This window comes from Desulfoplanes sp. PS50, from assembly GCF_053851535.1.
Genome location: NZ_JBSPZA010000008.1, coordinates 31,274 through 48,875 on the forward strand (window position 1 = coordinate 31,274; position 17,602 = coordinate 48,875).

The following is a 17,602-nucleotide window of genomic DNA, read 5'->3' on the forward strand; positions in this document are numbered from 1 at the left end:
TGAATCTGAATAGTTACAAAACATGAAACATGCCAAACTAAATAAGGACCTAAGCATCAAGCTTAAGTCCTTATTGAGGTGCCACTGTAATGGTGCCGAGGGACAGAATCGAACTGCCGACACGGGGATTTTCAGTCCCCTGCTCTACCGACTGAGCTACCTCGGCACCGCGAACAACAGGAACGGTGTTTATAGAAACCCCTGAGCGTTTGCAAGTACTTTTTTTGGGGGAATGAAATTTTCGTCTTGTGGGATCACTTCTCCCTGTCGAGAATGCGTGTGGTCCACACATACAGACCGCCCGCAGCAAGCATGAACAGGATGCTCATGAGCCAGGAACTGTCGCTGAACAAGAGATTGTAAAGGCCCAGGATGGCCATGAGTCCGCAGGCTCCGGCCAGAACATATTTGATGATTTGGTGTTCACTCATGCATGTCACTCCTTGTCGCTCTGGGTGGAAGAAAGTGAGGTTTCAATGGCTGTGAGTCGTGTCTCCATCATATCCAGGAGATGTTTGGAATAAATCATGGAATTGTGGGTATTTCGGGCTGTCTGCCGGGAATATTTCCAGATGAAAAACGGGGCGATTACCAGACAAAGGAAGACCAGGGTTCCCATGACCCCAAGGAGAAACCAGAATAGGGCAAACCAGCTCCAGGTCCCGCCCGGAAAAAAGAGAGTTTCCAGCATATGCACATAGTCCGGTTCATGGTCAAAAAAAGAAAGCGATCTCTACCAATGGGCCCTTCAAGAATCAATAGCCGGAATGCGGGCCGGAACCCTCGGGACTGCCGGACCGCGCTCAGAATGGTCTATTCAGAAGGGGGTTTCGGTGAAGGGGATGCTCCCTGGCGTGCCAATCCGCTGACGGCATTGAGCAGGTCAAAGGGAATGGGCAGGATGGTGGAGGAATGGCTCTCGGCAGCCATTTCCCGCATGGTCTGGAGATATCGCAGTTGCAGTGCCTGGGGATTGGCGCTGATGATCTCGGCGGCCTGGGCGAGTTTGTCTGCGGCCTGGAATTCACCCTCGGCATTGATCACCTTGGCCCGTCGTTCACGCTCGGCCTCGGCCTGTTTGGCCATGGCCCGCTGCATCTCCTGGGGCAGATCGATGTACTTGAGCTCCACCGAGGTGACCTTGATCCCCCAGGCATCGGTCTGCTCATCCAGAATGATCTGGATCTTGGAGTTGATGGCATCCCGGTGGGCAAGAATCTCGTCCAGTTCCGCTGCGCCGCAGACGCTTCGCAAGGTTGTCTGGGCCAGCTGGGATGTGGCGAAGTGGAAATCCTCCACCTCCAGAACGGCCTTCTGGGGGTCGACCACCCGATAGTAGATGACCGCGTTGACCTTGATACTCACGTTGTCCTGGGTGATCACGTCCTGATGGGGGACGTCCAGGGTGACGATACGCAGACTCATCCGGACCATGCGATCGATGACCGGGATGAGGATGATCAATCCCGGTCCCTTGGACTGGATGACCCGGCCGAGTCTGAAAATGACCCCCCGTTCATATTCGTTGAGTACCTTGAGGGCGGCGAACAAAAAGAGAACGACAATGACAAGGATCGGAGCGAGGGTGATCATGATGGACCTCCATAGAGTGGGTGTCTTACGGAAAGTGTTCTAGTTCGGAGTTGGACTCTCAATATATCGACGGTACGTCGATTGTTCAGCTTGCTGCTGATTGGGGCGCAACCTCCAGGACCAGGTTTTCGGCCCGGGTGACCACGACCGTGTCTCCCCGCGCAAGGGAGATTGGTGTGTTGGTTCGAGCGGACCATTGTTCTCCTCTGATTCTCACCTGACCCTGGGTGCCATCCCATGCAAGGATTTTTCCCGACTGGCCCACAAGGGCTGCAAGGCCCATGGCCCTGGGGCGGGTGTGGGCCTTGGCCACCAGGAAGATGACGGCCACGACCAGCACGCAAATCCCCCCGATGGAGGCGATGATGATCCGAAGAGGAAGGGAGGTCAGTCCGTATTCGAAATCGAAAAGAATCAGGGAGCCGACCACCAGAGAGGCGATCCCGGCAATGGTCAGCAGCCCGTAACTGACCACCTTGATCTCGACGATGAACAGAATCAGCCCCAGAAGAATGAGCAGCACCCCGGCCGGAGTGGTCGGCAGAATGGACAGGGCGTACATGCCCAAGAGCAGGCAAAGGGTTCCAAAGACTCCCGGAAAGATGGCCCCTGGATTGGAAAGCTCGAAGAAGAGCCCGGCAATGCCCCCGAGAAACAAAAGATAGGCGATGGTCGGATCGAGCAGCCAGGCAAGGAGTTTGTATGTGAGACCCGGCTCAAAGGGTGTCACCCTGATCTGGGAGCCGTTGAAGGAGAGGGTATCCTGTCCCCGCTCGAGTCCCCTGGCACCAAGCTGATCCAGGAAATCTCCAATGGTTGGTGCCAAAAATTCCACCACCCGTTGCTGGACGGCCTCTTCGGCCGTGATGCTCGCGCTCTCGGTGATCGCCTTTTCGTACCAGTCCATGTTCCGTTTCCTGGCCGTGACCACCCCCCGCAGCAGGCTGATGATATCGTTCTGGATTTTTTTGGCCATGGTCTCGGAAACATCCTTGCCGGTCATACTCACCGGGCTCGCTGCCCCGATGGATGTTTGCGGGGCCATTCCGGCATAATCCGAGGCCGCGACCAGAAAGACACCGGCCGAGGCGGCTCTGGCCCCGGCCGGCCCCACCCAGACGGCCACGGGAACAGGGGCATTCAGGATAGAGGTAACCATGGCCCGCATGGAGGTTCCCAGCCCGCCGGGGGTATTCAGACGGATGAGCACGAAATCCGCAGCCATGGACCTGCCCTGTTCCAAGAAATTATCCAGAAGCTCCTCCTGGGCAGGCCCGATGGAGGACTCCATCTCAAGATAGAGACAGGAAAATTCGGGAAGGGGTGCGGCCGGAATCGCAGCCGGGCGATACCACAATCCCACGAACAGGCAGACAACAGCCAGTAATTTGCAAGGAAGACAGACCATGATAAACCTCCGGCGAGATCACTCTGGGCAGATGAACATACATGATGGTGAACGCGAGATAGCTCCCACTCTACCCGTCTCGTGGCATGAGGGCAAGAAAAAGGCGGCAAAAAGGGGGCTAGATCAATGCAAAGTCGCTTGGAATATTATGGCTGGTTTGCCCTGTTTGGGGCGATTTGACTGTCTGACCGAGCCGGGCATCGTTCATCAAGTCGTTACCGGGCATCTTACCGGAACGGTTTGTTTGTATTGAACAACGGCTCGATGGTACGAGGCCCGCGAGTGAGTTTCAAACCGCCCCAAACAGGGCAAACCAGCCACGGGAACACATCAGCCCTGAGGGCTACATGGGCATGGGGGAATAGCCCTTGAGAATTTTCCAGGCAATGTTCTTGAGTTCGCGGTTGTCCGGGAGCATGGCGTTTAACGAGGGCAAAAACTGGATCATGGCCGAAGTGTGGGGGGAGGCTGCCCGCTGTAAGGATGCCGGATTCTTGTCTGGAGCCAGAAGGCTGCATCCCTGTTCTCCAAAGCAGAATATGTATACCGGGGTGACGGTTCTCACCCCAAAGGTGAAGAGATCAAGGTCAGCAATCACCTCCCCCTGCTCCAGACGGGAGAGGGGCCAGAAAACAGAAGAGCCGCTGGGCCAGGCCAGGGCCAGGCGCATCTTCTTGACCAGGTTCTGCCGGGCCGTGTTGGGTGATTCTCCCAGATCAACAGGGAGATCCCAATAGGTCCACAGAGAAAAGGCCGGGACAGTCAACCGGGAAAAATAGGTCTGCAGGGACGGCGGCAGCTTGGGCATCTTTCCTGAGGGAGCATCGTGTGGGTGGGACGTTTGTTGCTTGCCGGACACCCCTTGGGTGGAACCGTGTGCGGGTGGGGAAGCAGCTGAGGGGCGAGTTGTTTTGGAGCGGACTGGCTGCAAATCGGGCTTGGCGGGCCTTGTGGATTCTGGGGCAGGTTTTCGGGGAGGGGGTGTTGCGCGGTTCGTTGTGACCGCCGTCTTCATGGCCGATGTGACCGTTTCCGGATCGGACAGAATGGCGTGCAGGCCGTTGGTATGCCACAAACGCATATGAAGGGGCAGGTCGATTGCATTCAGATCCAATCCCAGATCCTCCAGGCGATTTCGGTTTTGGAGCGGTTGTGTATGTGCTCGGTTTTTCCGGATGCGTCCACAAGAAGCACGGAGTTGTCCCACAGGGCAAATCCGCTCTGGTCCGTGTCGATACGGTTGGCAACGATCAGGTCCAGATGCTTGGCTTTGAGTTTGGCCTGGGCAACGGGTTGTAGATCCGGCACGGCCTCGGCAGCAAATCCGATCAACCGCTGGGAGGGACGTTTCTGTTCACCCATGGTCTTGAGGATGTCCGGGTTGGGGGTAAAATCTACCTGCAGGCCTTCAGGACACTCGTTTTTTTTGAGCTTGCCCCCGGGATGAGGGACCGGGGAAAAATCAGCCACAGCAGCTGAACAGCATCCGATGTCCATGTCCGGCCAGAGGTCCATACAGGCGGTGAACATCTCCCGGGCGGTCTGCACGCCGATCGTCTTTATCCCTGCGGGGAAATTCAGGTCAACCGGTCCATGGACAACCGTGACATTTGCGCCGCGCAGCCATGCGGCCACGGCCAGAGACCAGCCCATCTTTCCCGAAGAGGGGTTGCTCCAGAACCGGACCTTGTCGAAATGTTCCCGTGTCGGCCCGAGGGTAATCAGAATGGTGCGTCCGTCCAGATCGTGGGGAACCAGGGTTTTGAGAACCGCCTGGTAGATGTCTTCTGTCTCGGCCAACCGCCCCTGTCCCGAATCTCCACATGCCACATCGCCCGAGCAGGGTGAAACCCCGATGTTCCCCCGGGACAAGAGGGTCTCCCAGTTGGTTTGGGTGGCTGGATGATGCCACATCCTGGGATTCATGCACGGGGCGATGATCAGCGGCCCTGCAAAGGCGAGGGTCTGGGAGGAAAGCATGTCGTCCGCCAATCCCCGGGCCAGCTTGGCCAGGGTGTTGGCGGTTGCCGGGGCGATGACCATGGCCCCGGCGGATTGCCCGGGTTCGAGATGGGCGTAGGGTGCCAGGGGATCGTCAAAGAGCGGGCCGTATACCGGGTCGGCCCCCAGGGAGGTGAAAGAAAGCGGTGTGATGAACCTGGAGGCAGCATGTGTCAGTGTGGCCCCGGCGCTCAGGCCGGATTTCAGAAACAGCCTGAGCAGGTCCAGTCCTTTGTACGCGGCTACACTCCCGGTCACTCCAAGGTGGACCCGTTTGCCGGAAAATATCGGAAGGGGAAGAGGGATCATGGTCTATTCGGACAGGTTCCGTTCCATGCTCCCCGAGGTCGGGGCCTTTCTCTCATTGACCCAGATCTGCAGTCCGGTTTTGAAGGAGCCGTCAGTGATGGAGATGATGCAGTCCTTGTTCGGCTTCTCGAACCCGATGATATACCGGCCGTATTTGAAGGAGCTGGTGGCATGCCATCCATCCTTGGGCATGGAATTGACAAAGAAATCGAACAGGGAAACCGCTTCCACCCGACCTTCGAAGAACATCATTCCCGCCTTGAGATTGGGGCTTTCAAAGACCAGCGATTTTTTGCTGTCGATTTCCATCTCCCTGGGAACAAGCACATCGTCGAAGTCATAGTACGAATCGACATCTTCCGGATTCACGGCCTGTGATTCAGGGGGCGTTGCCGGATTCTGGGTCGTCTTGCTGGTTCCATCCATGCTGGAACAGGCCGTACAAAGACCCATGACCATAATCAGGGAGAGAAGAATCTTTTTCATGAACACACCTTCCTTGCTAGATGAATAATTTATGCGGGATAACCTGCTGGCGACGCTGACAATAAAAACAAACGAGAAAAGAAAACCATTCTTCTCCGGGATGTCAAGGAGAAGAGGGGGGAGATACTTCCTTCCCCTGGTCTGAAAAGAGAAACTGTACCACAGAGCGCGGGATCAGCCATGACGGCTCAAGGCAAGGGCCAGGGCGGTTGTCAGCTTGATCTGTTCCCTGTTTCCCTTGCGCACGTTCTGGGCCAGAAGGCGCCCCAGATTGGTCAAAATCAGGACCCCGATTCGTGGGTGGTTGGCCAGCAGGGAAAAGAAGGCCTCCCTGGTGGTTTTCAGAAATTTCGCAGATTCCACGGTTTCCACTGAAGCGGATCTGACGTCCCTGTCCAGCAGGGCCATCTCACCGAAAAAGGGAAACTGGCTGTTGTCCATGGTCGCCAGGACCTTGCGGGAATTCTGCAAACCAGGGATAGGAATGGCCACCTCCGCCAGGAGCATGGATTTGGTCACCCTGACCCTGCCTTTGACCAGGATGAACATTTCATCGCCCTCGGTTCCCTCGGCAATGACTACCTGCCCTTTGTCAAAAGAGACCGCGGTGAACAGGGCTCGGACGACATCGATGTCGGTGTGGGCCAGTCCGGAAAAAAGCGGAATGCCGGTCCAGTCGATGTTCATGCGGTCCCTCCGGCCTGTAGAAACATGATCGCGTCGAAACCGGCAAGGGATTGTTCATCCTTTGGATTGACGCACATCCGTGGGTTTTGTTTGCCCAGATTGGTACTCTGTCCGGTGGAAGAGAAGAGTTCCAGGATGAAATGGTCCAGGGCGGACTCCTGATCCAGAATATCCTGCAGGGACATGTGCTTGCTGACCTGGAACAGGGCCATGGGCAGGATACCCTCCTCCCTGCGCACGTTGGCCAGAAAGGTCCCCCAGTTCATCTGTTTTTCATGATGTCGCAAGGGGCGGCATCCAAGCATTCCCGTGTCGGCGGAGCCCGTCAACCGCTGAAAAAAATGATAAAACGCCGGGGTGCTGCCCATCAGCCCGAGAAGTTTGCCGGCCAGTTCCCCTCGGGCAATGACTTCGTCGACACCGGTGCGCAGGAGATATTCCCGATTTTCCGAAAGCATGACCTCGGCATAGATGGGAACCTTGGGCGCCAGGCTGCGCATGGTCAGGGCCGCGTAGATATTCTGCTGGTCGGCCTCTGCCGGATCGAGGTTTTCCGGGCAGAGAATGAAGATGACCCGGGCCTTGTCCGGTGCGGCTCGCGTGGCCACGGCCTCGTTGGCGCAGGTTCCGGCCACGAATTGAACGTCCATGTCAATTTTGTGGGCCAGCTCGTCGCGCTGTTCCGGGAGAAGGGTATTGACCAGCACCAGGCCGCTGGTTCCCTCCTCCCGATGATCCTGCAGGGTTTTGACCAGGTTGTAGCCATGGGTGTTCCAGCCGACAATGATCACATGTCCTGAAAGTTTCACCTTGAGAAGTCCTTTGCGTTTCTTGGTGTGCCGTTCCACGAGCAGAGAGGCCAGGTTGCCGGTCAGGGTGGAGACGAGTCCGATGCCCGAGAGCATGACCAAAAGACCCAGCAGTCTGCCTGGGATGGACATGGGAACAATGTCCCCATACCCCACGGTGGAGATGGTCACCACCGACCACCACAGGGCCTCGAACATGCTCCGGTTGCCCTCTCCCTCGAACTCAATGCAATAGAACAGGGTCGAGCTCAGGGTCAACAGCAGTCCGGTGGCCAGGATCAGTTTGGTCAGGGGGGATTTAAGCCAGTTCCTGCTCTTTTTCATCGTTCTCGATGCTTTGTTGGATTGTGACCAATTCCTCGAACCGGATGTCCGCGCCAAGAACGGCCTGAATCTCGTCATCCCCATCGCTGACCGGTGTGGATACGGTCAAACAGAGTTTGCCTGAAAGATAGGAACGGTAGAAATCCGTAACGCAGAACTTGCCGCTGCTCATGGGGGCCATGAACCAGTCCCGACCGGAAAAATCGTGGGTGGAGCCGAGTTTGTTTCTGTAGATCTCCTTGTCCTCGGGATGAGAGACCTCCCAGGCTATGGGGAAGCCTTTGGTATCGATGAGATAGATATACTGGATAAAGGGATATTCTTCCAGGAAGGCCGCCATGCTGGCAGAGGCCGAATCCTTTTCAAGGGATGTGATGTCCGGGCTCTTGGCGAGCTTGGAAATGATCTTGGTGGAGATGGTCTGGGCCAGGTCCTTGAGCTTGTCAAAGCTCGAGGAGAACAATTCGGGCATGAACCGGGCCACGATGGCGTGCATCTCGTCATAGGAAAACCGGGTTGTCCGCCCCCGTGCATAGGACTCCATGATCCGTTTGTAGATCTTGCCGACGGCGGGATGGCGCTTGTCCACCTTGTTGGACCCGGCCAGGTTCAGAGCCGTGTTGATCCAATAGGCGATCCCGGCCTTGCCCGACTTGTCGGTGATGGTGATGGGAACGGGCTTGTTCAGGATGTGCTTGGTATCGAAAATATTGTAGATCTCTTCGTTCTTGAGCAGCCCGTCCACGTGGATACCCGCGCTGGTGGTGTTGAAATCCCGGCCCACAAAGGGATAATTGTGGGGGATGCGGTAATCGAGTTCCCGTGAAAAATAGGATCCGATTTCGGAGATGGTCTGGGTGATGGCTGCGTCATCCTCCCCTGTCAGAGAAATGTATTCGATAACCAATGCCTCGATGGCGGCATTCCCGGTGCGTTCGCCAAAGCCGAGCAAGGTCCCGTTGGCGCCGGAGCATCCGTAAATCCATGCGGTGGCTGTGTTGATGAGTGCTTTGTGGAAGTCGTTGTGCCCGTGCCATTCCAGCCATTCGCCAGGAACAGAGGCCTCGTCGGTGAATGCCCTGACGATCTTGCCCACGCTGCGCGGCAATGCGGCTCCCGGATAGGGAACCCCAAAACCCATGGTGTCGCATAAACGGATTTTTATCGGGATGGAACTTTGCCGGGACAGGTCCATGAGTTTCCGGGCAAAGGGGATGCAAAAGCCAAAGATGTCTGCCCGAGTGATGTCTTCGAAATGACAGCGAGGAGCTATGCCGTATTCCAGGGCCTTCTCGACCACCTTGAGATAGTCCTCCATGGCCGTCTTTCGGTCTTTGCCCAGTTTCATGTAGATGTGATAATCCGAGACCGAGGTGAGCATTCCGGTTTCTTTGATACCCATGCTCTTGACCAGTTTGAGATCCTCGGCGTTCGCGCGAATCCAGGCGGTGACCTCGGGAAAACGATAGTCCTTGGATTGACAGAGTTCCACCGCGCGCTTGTCCTTGTCCGAATAGAGAAAGAACTCGCTCTGCCTGATCAGACCGCTGTGCCCGCCCAGTCTGTGCAGGAGGTCGAATATGTCGCCGATCTGTTTAACCGTGTACGGGGGACGGGCCTGCTGACCGTCCCGAAAGGTTGTGTCGGTGATGAACAATTCCTCGGGGAACCGGGGAAGGACGAAACTGTCGTCAAAGGGAGTCCTCCCGATTTTTTTGTACGGGTAGATGGAGCGGTAGAGCTCGGGATTTTCAATGTTGATCAGCTCATGATCCAACCGAGCCGGATTGAAGTGGAGTCCGTTTTTTTGCATTGTCATTCCAGGCTGTTGAGGTTGCAGCGTTTAGTTGCGAGGCATTCGCCGGCAAAAGCATCAGGAAAAGAAAGCGACTCGTTTTGCTATCTCGTTCGCGTACGATCGGAAGGGATGGCTCTCGGCGAACAACCCGGGTGAACGGGTTGAAACTGAATCTGGATACGCTCGGGCCCGGCGGCGGAAGCCGGGAGAGGATGGAAGAGCATGTGTATCGAAAAGGCATCTGCCTGCTGAGCCCGGGGGTGCAGGTATTCTACCCGGAACTCTTTGTAAGGCATTGAGCGTGCAGTCCTGAAGGGTTCTCGAGATAACCGGAACAAGTTAAAAAGCGCCTCTGCCGGTCGGGCAAAGGCGCTTAGATCATTGCTTGTCGTTGTGCCTAGAAGCCCCAACCGAGTTCAGCCCGTAGATTGGCCGGAAGATTGGCGTCCTGCGGGGCGATGAAGGGCTTGGGAGCACCGGCCTGCTGGCGGCTTGCAGTCAATTCGTCCAGATTGAAATCCCTGGGGATGGAGAAAACCTGATCGGGATAGATGAGATCGGGGTTATTGATTTTGTCCCGATTGGCCTTGTAGATCAGGGGCCACATAAAGGGGTCATTGTAAATCTGCCTGAACTCGGCGATCCACCACAAACAGTCTCCCTTGGCAACCTGGTACTGAGTCGGTAACTGGGCATAGTCCTTTTCGTAAATCTCCATGGGGGTAGGCTCGGGGACCGGAGTGGGAGCGACGACGATCTCTTCTGTTTCTTCGATCACCACCTCTTCAACGACCTGTTCCTGCTGCTGCGTCTGGGGTTCTGGACATGACACCTTGGTCTTCTTGGAACAGCCGAAGCTGAGAAGAAGAGCGCACATGAAAATGAGTCCGATCAGGCGTTTCATAAAAATGTTCCTCCTTTATGGATGTTGATGCCGTATGAATGAGTGCAGACATGTGTAAAAGAGTATGCTCTCTAGAAGAATTTCTAGCATGTATTTCTCAGGCTTGCAAGGATGAGCTCGATTCCCTGATCAGGTTTTTCCCAGCCTCCAAGGCATGTCTGGCCTCTCGGTGCCAGCCACCCTGTTCCAGGCTGCGGGCTGCCAAAACGAACAATTGATCCCGGGAATCATTATAAATGGCGCGAATGAGGCTGTCATATCCACTTTTAAAGATGAGACGGACCAGATCATTCTGATCATAGATAAAACGGGCCAGGAGGGCATTGTCACGATGTGCCGGCAGATAGAGGGTCAGCATCCTGCGGCAGTGAAAAAGCAGGAACCTGACCCGTTTGATCTCTCGGTCGATGCTTTCCCGGGTCTGCTCGATGAGGGTGTACAATTCCTTGCCGATAAGGACTTCTTCGGGATCGAGAGCCTCCTTGGGAGGCAGCGATTCGAACCAGGGCTTGTATCGTCTGCGCTGATAGCTGTCTTCCATGAGTTTCATGCATTCGTGGAAGATATATCCGATGGCCCAGTCGAGATATTGGGCAATGATGGCATCCGGGGGTTCGTTTCTAAAAAGGATGTGGGCAGTATCCTTAAGCCGCCAGAGCTGGCCTTTATTCGTTCGTGCTCCCAGAAGATCCTTGAAAAAAGTGAACCGAGTGAACCCGTTGGAGTCATAGTGCCTGAACTCGTTTTCGAGCTGGACGCTCACCAGGCAGAAATCCCTGAGCACATCCCTGACGAATTCGTCCTGTTTTTGTTTGATCCATGACTTGGACATGAGAAACGCCTCTATGACAGTGTTGTGACTCCGTGGTTGTCCTTGAAAAAGGATCATCGTCAATAATATCTCAAGATTTGAATTCTCTCTCCGGAGAGCCCCGGGTTGTCAAGCCGATTTCTCGAACGCATGGATTTTTTGTTGGAATTCGAGGCCACAAAGAGAAGGGTGATTCGCAAAATTATGCTTGAACACTCCATTAATATCATCTAATCTTTGTTTAAACCAGACCAGATTTTCAGGAGAGGATTCGACATTGTCTGACAAGCTATGTCGGTGTGAAGCTGGTTGAGTCGTAACGGTTCAGGTCGAGGGTTGGCTGTTCGAACAGTCTGATATGTAAACCAGATGTGAGTAATATCAGTCAATGTCAGCGTTTTGGATTTTTGGGAAACCCACCTGAATAGTCACGGTGAGTCAAACATGACAACCAGGTTGAATGACAGGCCAGGATTGCGGCCAAACACAGGAGGACTGCAATGAAACAGGTTTTACAGGTATGTGTGATGGTTTTTTGTATGTTTTTCATGGCCGGGACTCTTATGGCCGCTGACCTTCCCAGGGTGATGTTTTTATCCGAGGATGCCGACCGCGATTCCATCCCCAGGCATTCACGGGTTCATGACCGGGTTCTGAACGCCATGGTCAACGAGATGTTGAGCGAAGGATTTGATGTCAAGGACGAAACCGCCATGACCCTGGATACCCACATTCAGGGACGTCAGCGTCGGACCGATGCCGAACTCATCAGCATTGCCAAGGATGCCGGTATGGACGTGGCGGTCATCTTTACCATCTACCCGGACGTCAAGGAAAGTTACAGCACGGTCAAGGCCTCGGCCCGGGTCATGGGACGGATGCTCGATGTCTATTCAGGATCGCGCATGGGCAATTTCGAACTTGAACCCCAGCAGTACCAGCCCCTGGCCAAACCCTATTCCCGCAACGATGTCATCGAAGGTGTGGGCAAGATCGCCAAGCTCGTGGGCCGTGACGTGGGCGCTGAACTTGCGCAGCGGCTCTCCGGCTACGTGGATCAGCCGGGCGGTCAGCTCCTCGAATGGACCTTGATTTTTGATGGCTTCACTGCCGACGACATGATGAATATGGAAGATTATCTGGTCATTTTTTCCGGTTATGACAGTCACCGGCCCAAGAAGAATGCCCTGAACACCTCCACGCATCACGAGTATCTGTACAAATCGTCCATTGATTCCGCCAAACTGAAGAGGAATTTCAACAAGGCCCTGAACAAGATGAACATGAACGGCCGGGTCTACATTTCCGGCAACGAGGTCAAGGTGGTCAAATCGGCCAAGGTTCGTCAGCGCCGGGTCAAGGAACAAAGCGAGTGGTAGGAAGCAGGTAGCCGGTTACTTACCGGGGAAAGGGCAACCGCCAAAGAGGGGATTGCCCTTTCCCGTTCATAGCCTGAATTCACCGGGGTGGTCGGCTCCGGTCATAGCCCTTGTGCACACTCTGTGTACACTTTTCATCTCTCTACCAGGCAGGTGATCATGAACAGCAACAAATGGAGCATGGGCCTGTGCGCGGCCATGGTGTGGATGTCGATTTTTCTTCTTCCGGTTTTCGCTCGTGCCGTCCAGGTTCAGGGAATGGGCGTGGACAGGGATCATGCCCTGACCAACGCCCTGCAGGTGGCCGTTGAGCAGGTTGTCGGAGTGACCGTGAAGAGCAGTACCGATGTGGTCGATTTCCAGGTCATCAAGGATGAAATCGTTACCCACTCCAAGGGATACGTAAAGAGCTACAAGATCATCGAGGAAATCAAAGAGGCCGATGGGGGATTCCGGCTGACCGTGGACGCCCAGGTGGATGCCGGACAGATCGAGACCCATGCACAGACCCTGGAAATCCTGATGAAGATGGCCGGGCACCCCAGAATTCTGGTCTTTGGGGAAGACAGTGACATCAATGCCGTGCCGTCGGGTACCGAGATCTTCGATCCCCTGGTGGCGTCCGTATCAGAGGTGTTCAGGGACAAGTTCCGGTTCGAGGTCGTAGACTGGCCGCTCATGCGTGCCCGGTTCAAGGATCTGCCCGGGAAATTGGACAAGGACGTGGCCATTGCCAATCGTTCCCGGCTGCAGGCGGATTATTATGTCTCTGTGGAACTGGAAATGATTCCGGACATGGTTGCAAAGTCGGCCGGGCTGAATCTGGACCTCAAGGGCGTGCGCATTTCGGACGGGCATCTTTTGGGACAGTCCACCCGAGATGTCGGTTCGATTTCCCTTGCCGGCCTGAAGCAGGCCCAGCAATACCGCAGGGCCGTGTCCACCGCCTCTGAAGATGTTTTTATCGCAGCAGCCGATGTGGCCACCGCCCTGGTCAAGGAACTCCAATCCGAGGTGGATAGGGGGACAGGGTTCCGATATACGCTCGGATTTTTTGATTTTCCGGACACGGACCTCCTCGAGCGGGAAGTCGCTGCCTTGAACGGCTATGTCCGCCATGAGGTGGACAAGGTTGATGCTGTCAATTTCAAGATCAGCTATTGGTCCAATCTGCAGGGATCGGCACTGGCCCAGGCTATCGGGGACGTGATGCACAAGCACGGCTACAAGGTGCTCTTCAAGCAGGATGGGCGGACGTTGAAATTCAAATGGGAAAATCCAGAGGGATTCTGATGAGCGAGCATGTGGTTGCGTATATGAAATGGTCGCTGGGAGGGCTTCTTTGCTGTCTGTTCCTCGCTACAGGATGTGTCCAGAAGAAGCTGACTCCCAATGCCACCCTTTCTTTTGATATTCCGTCAAAGATTTCGGTGATCAAGAAGGGGTCGCGGGTCAGGATATTTACTACCGGAAATATGGGCAGTCAGACCAGCGCCTTTGTCCGGGATCTGACCAAAACCCTGAACGAGGCGGGCTGGTTCACCGTCGTCACCAGCAAGCCTTTTGATTATGCCATGAACATCAATACGTTCAAGGGCTACCGCCGAGACGGCCGCAACGAGATTCCCTACAATGTCAAGGTGACCAAGAAATCCCAAACCGACAAGAGCGGAAGTGGTCGAGAGGTGATGGTGACTGAAAAACGACATTCCGCCATTGGGGCATACGTGGCCTCGGTTTCCATTTACGAGGCCAGAACCCTTGAACCCATGGCCTATTTTAACAGTGTGGCCGCCCAGGGGGTCTGGGAGGACGAGACCAAACCTCTGCCCGCTGCCGGAGCACTGGAAAAGAAGCTGGCCGATCAGATCGTCAAGCAGATGCGCAACCTGCTGAGAACCGAGCACCGTCAGGTGGGAGTAGTCCTTCCTGGCGAAGGGGACCAGTCGGTCAAGGATTTTCTCCTTCAGGGCAAGATCAGCGCTGCGGCCAAGAGAGCTGCTTCTCTGGTGCCCGGCACCCCCCTGGCCGATCTGAATCCCGGTTTATATGAGAAATGGGCCGATGCCGCTGCCGAGGCCCGCAAGCAGGGGAATACGCAGGCTGTCGAGCGGGACATGGAGACGGACCTGAACAACTTGTATCTTCTGTTCATGGCCAAGGAGGCCTCCGGGGTGACCGAGTCCCGGTTGCGGGAGGTTCATGACGGCTACGCAGGGATTTTGGCCCTGACCGAGAATCAGGAACTGATCGAAGCCTGTGCCCACTCCCTGAATCGTGTGGAGCAGAACGCGAGACGTCTCAATGTCAATCTGAGCCCGGAATGATCCATGTCCAGAGACCACTGCAAATCATCCATAGAAACCAGGAAGGATAGATTCATGAAATCGAATGTGCGCCCCGGCCTTGTCATCACGGCCGTGCTGATTTGCCTGGGTTTGATCGGGGGGTGTCAGCAGGCCCAGAAGCGGAGTCTAACGGCCAGATATATCGTGCCACCCGAAGTGGTCCGGGACGTGTCGTCCATCCAGAATCTGGCCATAGCGAGGCCGCGCGTCAGTCTGAGCGGAAATTACGGGAAGAGTTCCGAGCTTGCCACGGTGTTTGCCTCTTGTCTGGACCAGCGGTTGACATCGGGAATTTACCAGGAGCGATTTTTCAATGTCCAGGATGAGATTCACGGCAATACTCAGGGGCTGCGAACCCTGGACAAGACGTTTTCCCATGCCCATGGCTACAGCATCAAACCGGCGCAGTTGTCGGATCGGGCGGAGATAAGGACCTGGGCAACTCTTTCCCTGAACAGGTCGACAGGCACGGACCGCATGGTCACCTCCCTGACCTCCATCCCCTATCGCATTGAATACACCGATGACGGGGTTCCCTATTCCGCTCCCAACTATGACGGCAAGCTGGTCAGGGAACAGATCAGTCAGGTGGGCTTTGTCAAGATCGAGGCCAAGGGAGACTTGCGGGTTCAGGTCCGTGATACAAAGGGTCAGTCGATCTATGAAAAAACATTCAAGAATCTGACCTTTGAGAAAAAAATCGGAGGTGACAGTCCGACCGAAGCCCTGCCCACGGTTCTGGAGATAGCCTCTTCCCTGTTCGACGCATCCATCGCCACGGTAATCAAGGATATTTCGCCCCACAATGTGGAGCGGACCCTGTACGTCAACGAAGGGGGCGATCCCACGGCGGTCGCCCTGATCAAGGCCACGGCCTTTTCCGAAGCGTACAAGCGTTTGTGCCAGGTTCTCGACGAAAATGCAGCCGCGTACAAGGGCGAGGCCAGTGAGATCAAAGAGGATTTTGACGAGCAGATCAAAAAGGCCCAAGCCTCCGAGCTCGCTCCGGAAGAGCTCGAGGCCCTGATCAAGAGCCTGCGCATGGAAGAAAAAACCGCACTTCTGGCTGCCGGTCGATTCCGATCTCCGGATTTCGAAAATATGGCCATTGTCTGCGAGGCCATGGGCATCACGGATGAGGCTCTGGATTTTTACGGGCTGGCGGCCGAAGCAGATCCTGAGAACAATGCGGCTGCCTCGGCCCTGGCACGGGTCACCAAGCTCGCCGACAAGGTCGTGACCTTTCAGCATACCATCGATGGCGGGTATGAAGAAGCGGAAAACAAGGAGCGTTAGATGATACGGAGAATCGTGCACACCTTTTTCATTGTCATGATCCTGGCATTTTCAGTGGGTTGTGTTCAGAAGGCCAAGATCTCCGTGCTCCAGCCCGGCGAGCTCAAACTGACCGGGGTGAGCAAGATCGCGCTTCTGGATTTCAACACCATTTCCTCGGGACTGGGACACGGGGCCTTTGCCGCGGACAAGGAAACCTGCCGTTTGGCCCGGCAGACCGTGGCCGATGTCTTTTACCAGGACCCGTTTTTTGCCCTGGTCGATCTTCCTCTGGAACAGCAGATCACGCGGCATGCCGCGGAAAGCAGCCTGAAATCACGGCTCGATGCGGTCATGTACGGCCGGGTCTGGTGGCAGGTTACCGATGAATACCGGAACTACCTGCCGAGCAAGATGCAGCTGACCGCCTGGAAAAATATCCGCTACGTCTGCGGCCATGATAACGACGGTAATCCCATCTATTGCACCAAGAAGGTGACTACCGAGTCCAGGGATGTTTTTTACGAGAAACGGTACCGGGCCAAAAAGGCTACCTTGATGATGGGCCTTTCGGTCTACAGACTGGATCGAAACGGGCATGTGGAAAAGCTTACCCATGTCTTTGAAGTTGCCAGCCGTCCGGCCTTTATCGTCAACGGGGAGTTCTCCGATCGTCTCGAGCTGACCACGGCCAGAAAGGTGGCCGGCAAGATCAGGACCCTGAAGACCGAGGAGGGCGGCTTCATGTCCGGGTTTTCATCATTTATGGGCTCCATGGGTCTGGGAGAGCAAAAAGAGATCAAGGCCGAGCTGGATGCCGCTACGGCTGTCGATGTCTGCACCATGCCGGTGGACCTGGAATCGCAATTGGGCATGTGTGGTGAGATCGGAGCACGACTGCAGAATCTGATCGCGCCTCACCGGGAAGACATCCCCGTGAATGTGGCCGGACAGGACAATAAGACCAAGACGCTCATCTCGGCGGAGGCCTATATGGGGAATGTCAAATATATCGCTCGGACCAAACTGGCCCAGGGATATACTGACATCGCCCTGGATTTCTACGATGTCGATTTGATAGGCGGGGCCGCAAAGGTCATTGCCCGCAATCATCGTGCTCGATACGATGAATCCATCCAGGGAAAGGACCCGGGGAAGGTCAAACCGTATGTGCCCTTGAGCAGGGAAAATCTGCTCGAAGAGGCTGACGACTATCTCGAGGACCATGTCAAGGATCTCTACAATATGGCCCTGTCTCTGGAGGCACTGGGAGATTTCGAACGGGCATTGGAGATCTATCGGTTCACTTTTGACCGGTACGAGAGCAAGGACCAGGATTATGCCGATGGTCTGGGGCGATGTCTTTTGGCTCTGGACATGGCCGATCGGCTGACCGAGGAAGAGATGGCCAAGCTCCATGCCCGGGAAAAGGCTTCGTTTTGAGGGATGTTCGCGTTTCGTTTGGAGTCT

The 17,602-nt window shown here is 55.4% G+C and carries 17 protein-coding genes and 1 tRNA gene; 5 read left to right on the top strand and 13 right to left on the bottom strand.

The annotated features are described in order from the left end of the window. Nucleotides 1–90: 90 nt before the first annotated feature. The 13 genes from ACTVJH_RS05250 to ACTVJH_RS05310 form a co-directional block, all read right to left on the bottom strand. Nucleotides 91–166 (bottom strand) — tRNA-Phe (locus tag ACTVJH_RS05250). An 88-nt stretch (nt 167–254) separates the two neighbouring features. Continuing rightward, complete coding sequence (locus ACTVJH_RS05255; RefSeq protein ID WP_455988195.1) at nt 255–431, bottom strand: hypothetical protein; 177 nt, start codon at nt 429–431, stop codon at nt 255–257. Nucleotides 432–436: 5 nt separating this feature from the next. Beyond that, nucleotides 437–691 (bottom strand): hypothetical protein, encoded by a 255-nt coding sequence (locus ACTVJH_RS05260; protein WP_455988197.1) that lies wholly within the window; start codon nt 689–691, stop codon nt 437–439. A 122-nt stretch (nt 692–813) separates the two neighbouring features. Continuing rightward, complete coding sequence (locus ACTVJH_RS05265) at nt 814–1,593, bottom strand: slipin family protein (protein WP_455988199.1); 780 nt, start codon at nt 1,591–1,593, stop codon at nt 814–816. 85 nt (nt 1,594–1,678) lie between these two features. After that, nucleotides 1,679–3,001 (bottom strand): NfeD family protein, encoded by a 1,323-nt coding sequence (locus tag ACTVJH_RS05270; RefSeq protein WP_455988201.1) that lies wholly within the window; start codon nt 2,999–3,001, stop codon nt 1,679–1,681. Between the two features lie 343 nt (nt 3,002–3,344). Then, nucleotides 3,345–4,115, bottom strand: a complete 771-nt coding sequence (locus ACTVJH_RS05275; protein WP_455988203.1) for a hypothetical protein — start codon at nt 4,113–4,115, stop codon at nt 3,345–3,347. Next, nucleotides 4,106–5,311, bottom strand: a complete 1,206-nt coding sequence (gene coaBC / locus ACTVJH_RS05280; protein ID WP_455988205.1) for a bifunctional phosphopantothenoylcysteine decarboxylase/phosphopantothenate--cysteine ligase CoaBC — start codon at nt 5,309–5,311, stop codon at nt 4,106–4,108. Before coaBC ends, ACTVJH_RS05275 begins: the two co-directional genes overlap by 10 nt. A 3-nt stretch (nt 5,312–5,314) precedes the next feature. After that, the gene (locus ACTVJH_RS05285) at nt 5,315–5,797 is read right to left on the bottom strand and encodes a hypothetical protein (protein WP_455988207.1); all 483 of its coding nucleotides are present in this window, start codon (nt 5,795–5,797) and stop codon (nt 5,315–5,317) included. Between the two features lie 174 nt (nt 5,798–5,971). Next, on the bottom strand, nt 5,972–6,484 hold the full coding sequence (locus tag ACTVJH_RS05290; RefSeq protein WP_455988208.1) for a cyclic nucleotide-binding domain-containing protein: 513 nt from the start codon (nt 6,482–6,484) through the stop codon (nt 5,972–5,974). Further along, nucleotides 6,481–7,617: a potassium channel family protein gene (locus tag ACTVJH_RS05295; protein WP_455988210.1), complete on the bottom strand. Its 1,137-nt coding sequence runs from the start codon at nt 7,615–7,617 to the stop codon at nt 6,481–6,483. Before ACTVJH_RS05295 ends, ACTVJH_RS05290 begins: the two co-directional genes overlap by 4 nt. Then, nucleotides 7,592–9,430 carry a triose-phosphate isomerase gene (locus tag ACTVJH_RS05300; protein ID WP_455988212.1) on the bottom strand — a complete coding sequence of 613 codons (1,839 nt, stop codon included), beginning with the start codon at nt 9,428–9,430 and terminating at the stop codon, nt 7,592–7,594. The genes ACTVJH_RS05295 and ACTVJH_RS05300 overlap by 26 nt, the downstream gene beginning before the upstream one ends. Nucleotides 9,431–9,812: 382 nt before the next feature. Next, nucleotides 9,813–10,319 (bottom strand): LysM peptidoglycan-binding domain-containing protein, encoded by a 507-nt coding sequence (locus tag ACTVJH_RS05305; RefSeq protein ID WP_455988214.1) that lies wholly within the window; start codon nt 10,317–10,319, stop codon nt 9,813–9,815. A 97-nt stretch (nt 10,320–10,416) separates the two neighbouring features. Then, nucleotides 10,417–11,151, bottom strand: a complete 735-nt coding sequence (locus ACTVJH_RS05310; protein ID WP_455988216.1) for a hypothetical protein — start codon at nt 11,149–11,151, stop codon at nt 10,417–10,419. 479 nt (nt 11,152–11,630) lie between these two features. On the opposite strand from ACTVJH_RS05310, the gene ACTVJH_RS05315 reads away from it, so the two are divergent. The 5 genes from ACTVJH_RS05315 (at nt 11,631) to ACTVJH_RS05335 (ending at nt 17,575) form a co-directional block, all read left to right on the top strand. After that, a complete protein-coding gene (locus tag ACTVJH_RS05315) occupies nt 11,631–12,509 on the top strand; it encodes a hypothetical protein (RefSeq protein WP_455988218.1) in 879 nt (292 codons plus the stop codon). A 159-nt stretch (nt 12,510–12,668) separates the two neighbouring features. Next, nucleotides 12,669–13,802 carry a hypothetical protein gene (locus ACTVJH_RS05320; RefSeq protein ID WP_455988220.1) on the top strand — a complete coding sequence of 378 codons (1,134 nt, stop codon included), beginning with the start codon at nt 12,669–12,671 and terminating at the stop codon, nt 13,800–13,802. Next, complete coding sequence (locus ACTVJH_RS05325) at nt 13,778–14,836, top strand: hypothetical protein (RefSeq protein WP_455988222.1); 1,059 nt, start codon at nt 13,778–13,780, stop codon at nt 14,834–14,836. The genes ACTVJH_RS05320 and ACTVJH_RS05325 overlap by 25 nt, the downstream gene beginning before the upstream one ends. Nucleotides 14,837–14,890: 54 nt before the next feature. Beyond that, complete coding sequence (locus ACTVJH_RS05330) at nt 14,891–16,153, top strand: hypothetical protein (RefSeq protein WP_455988223.1); 1,263 nt, start codon at nt 14,891–14,893, stop codon at nt 16,151–16,153. Continuing rightward, nucleotides 16,154–17,575 carry a hypothetical protein gene (locus ACTVJH_RS05335; RefSeq protein WP_455988225.1) on the top strand — a complete coding sequence of 474 codons (1,422 nt, stop codon included), beginning with the start codon at nt 16,154–16,156 and terminating at the stop codon, nt 17,573–17,575. Nucleotides 17,576–17,602 lie beyond the last annotated feature (27 nt).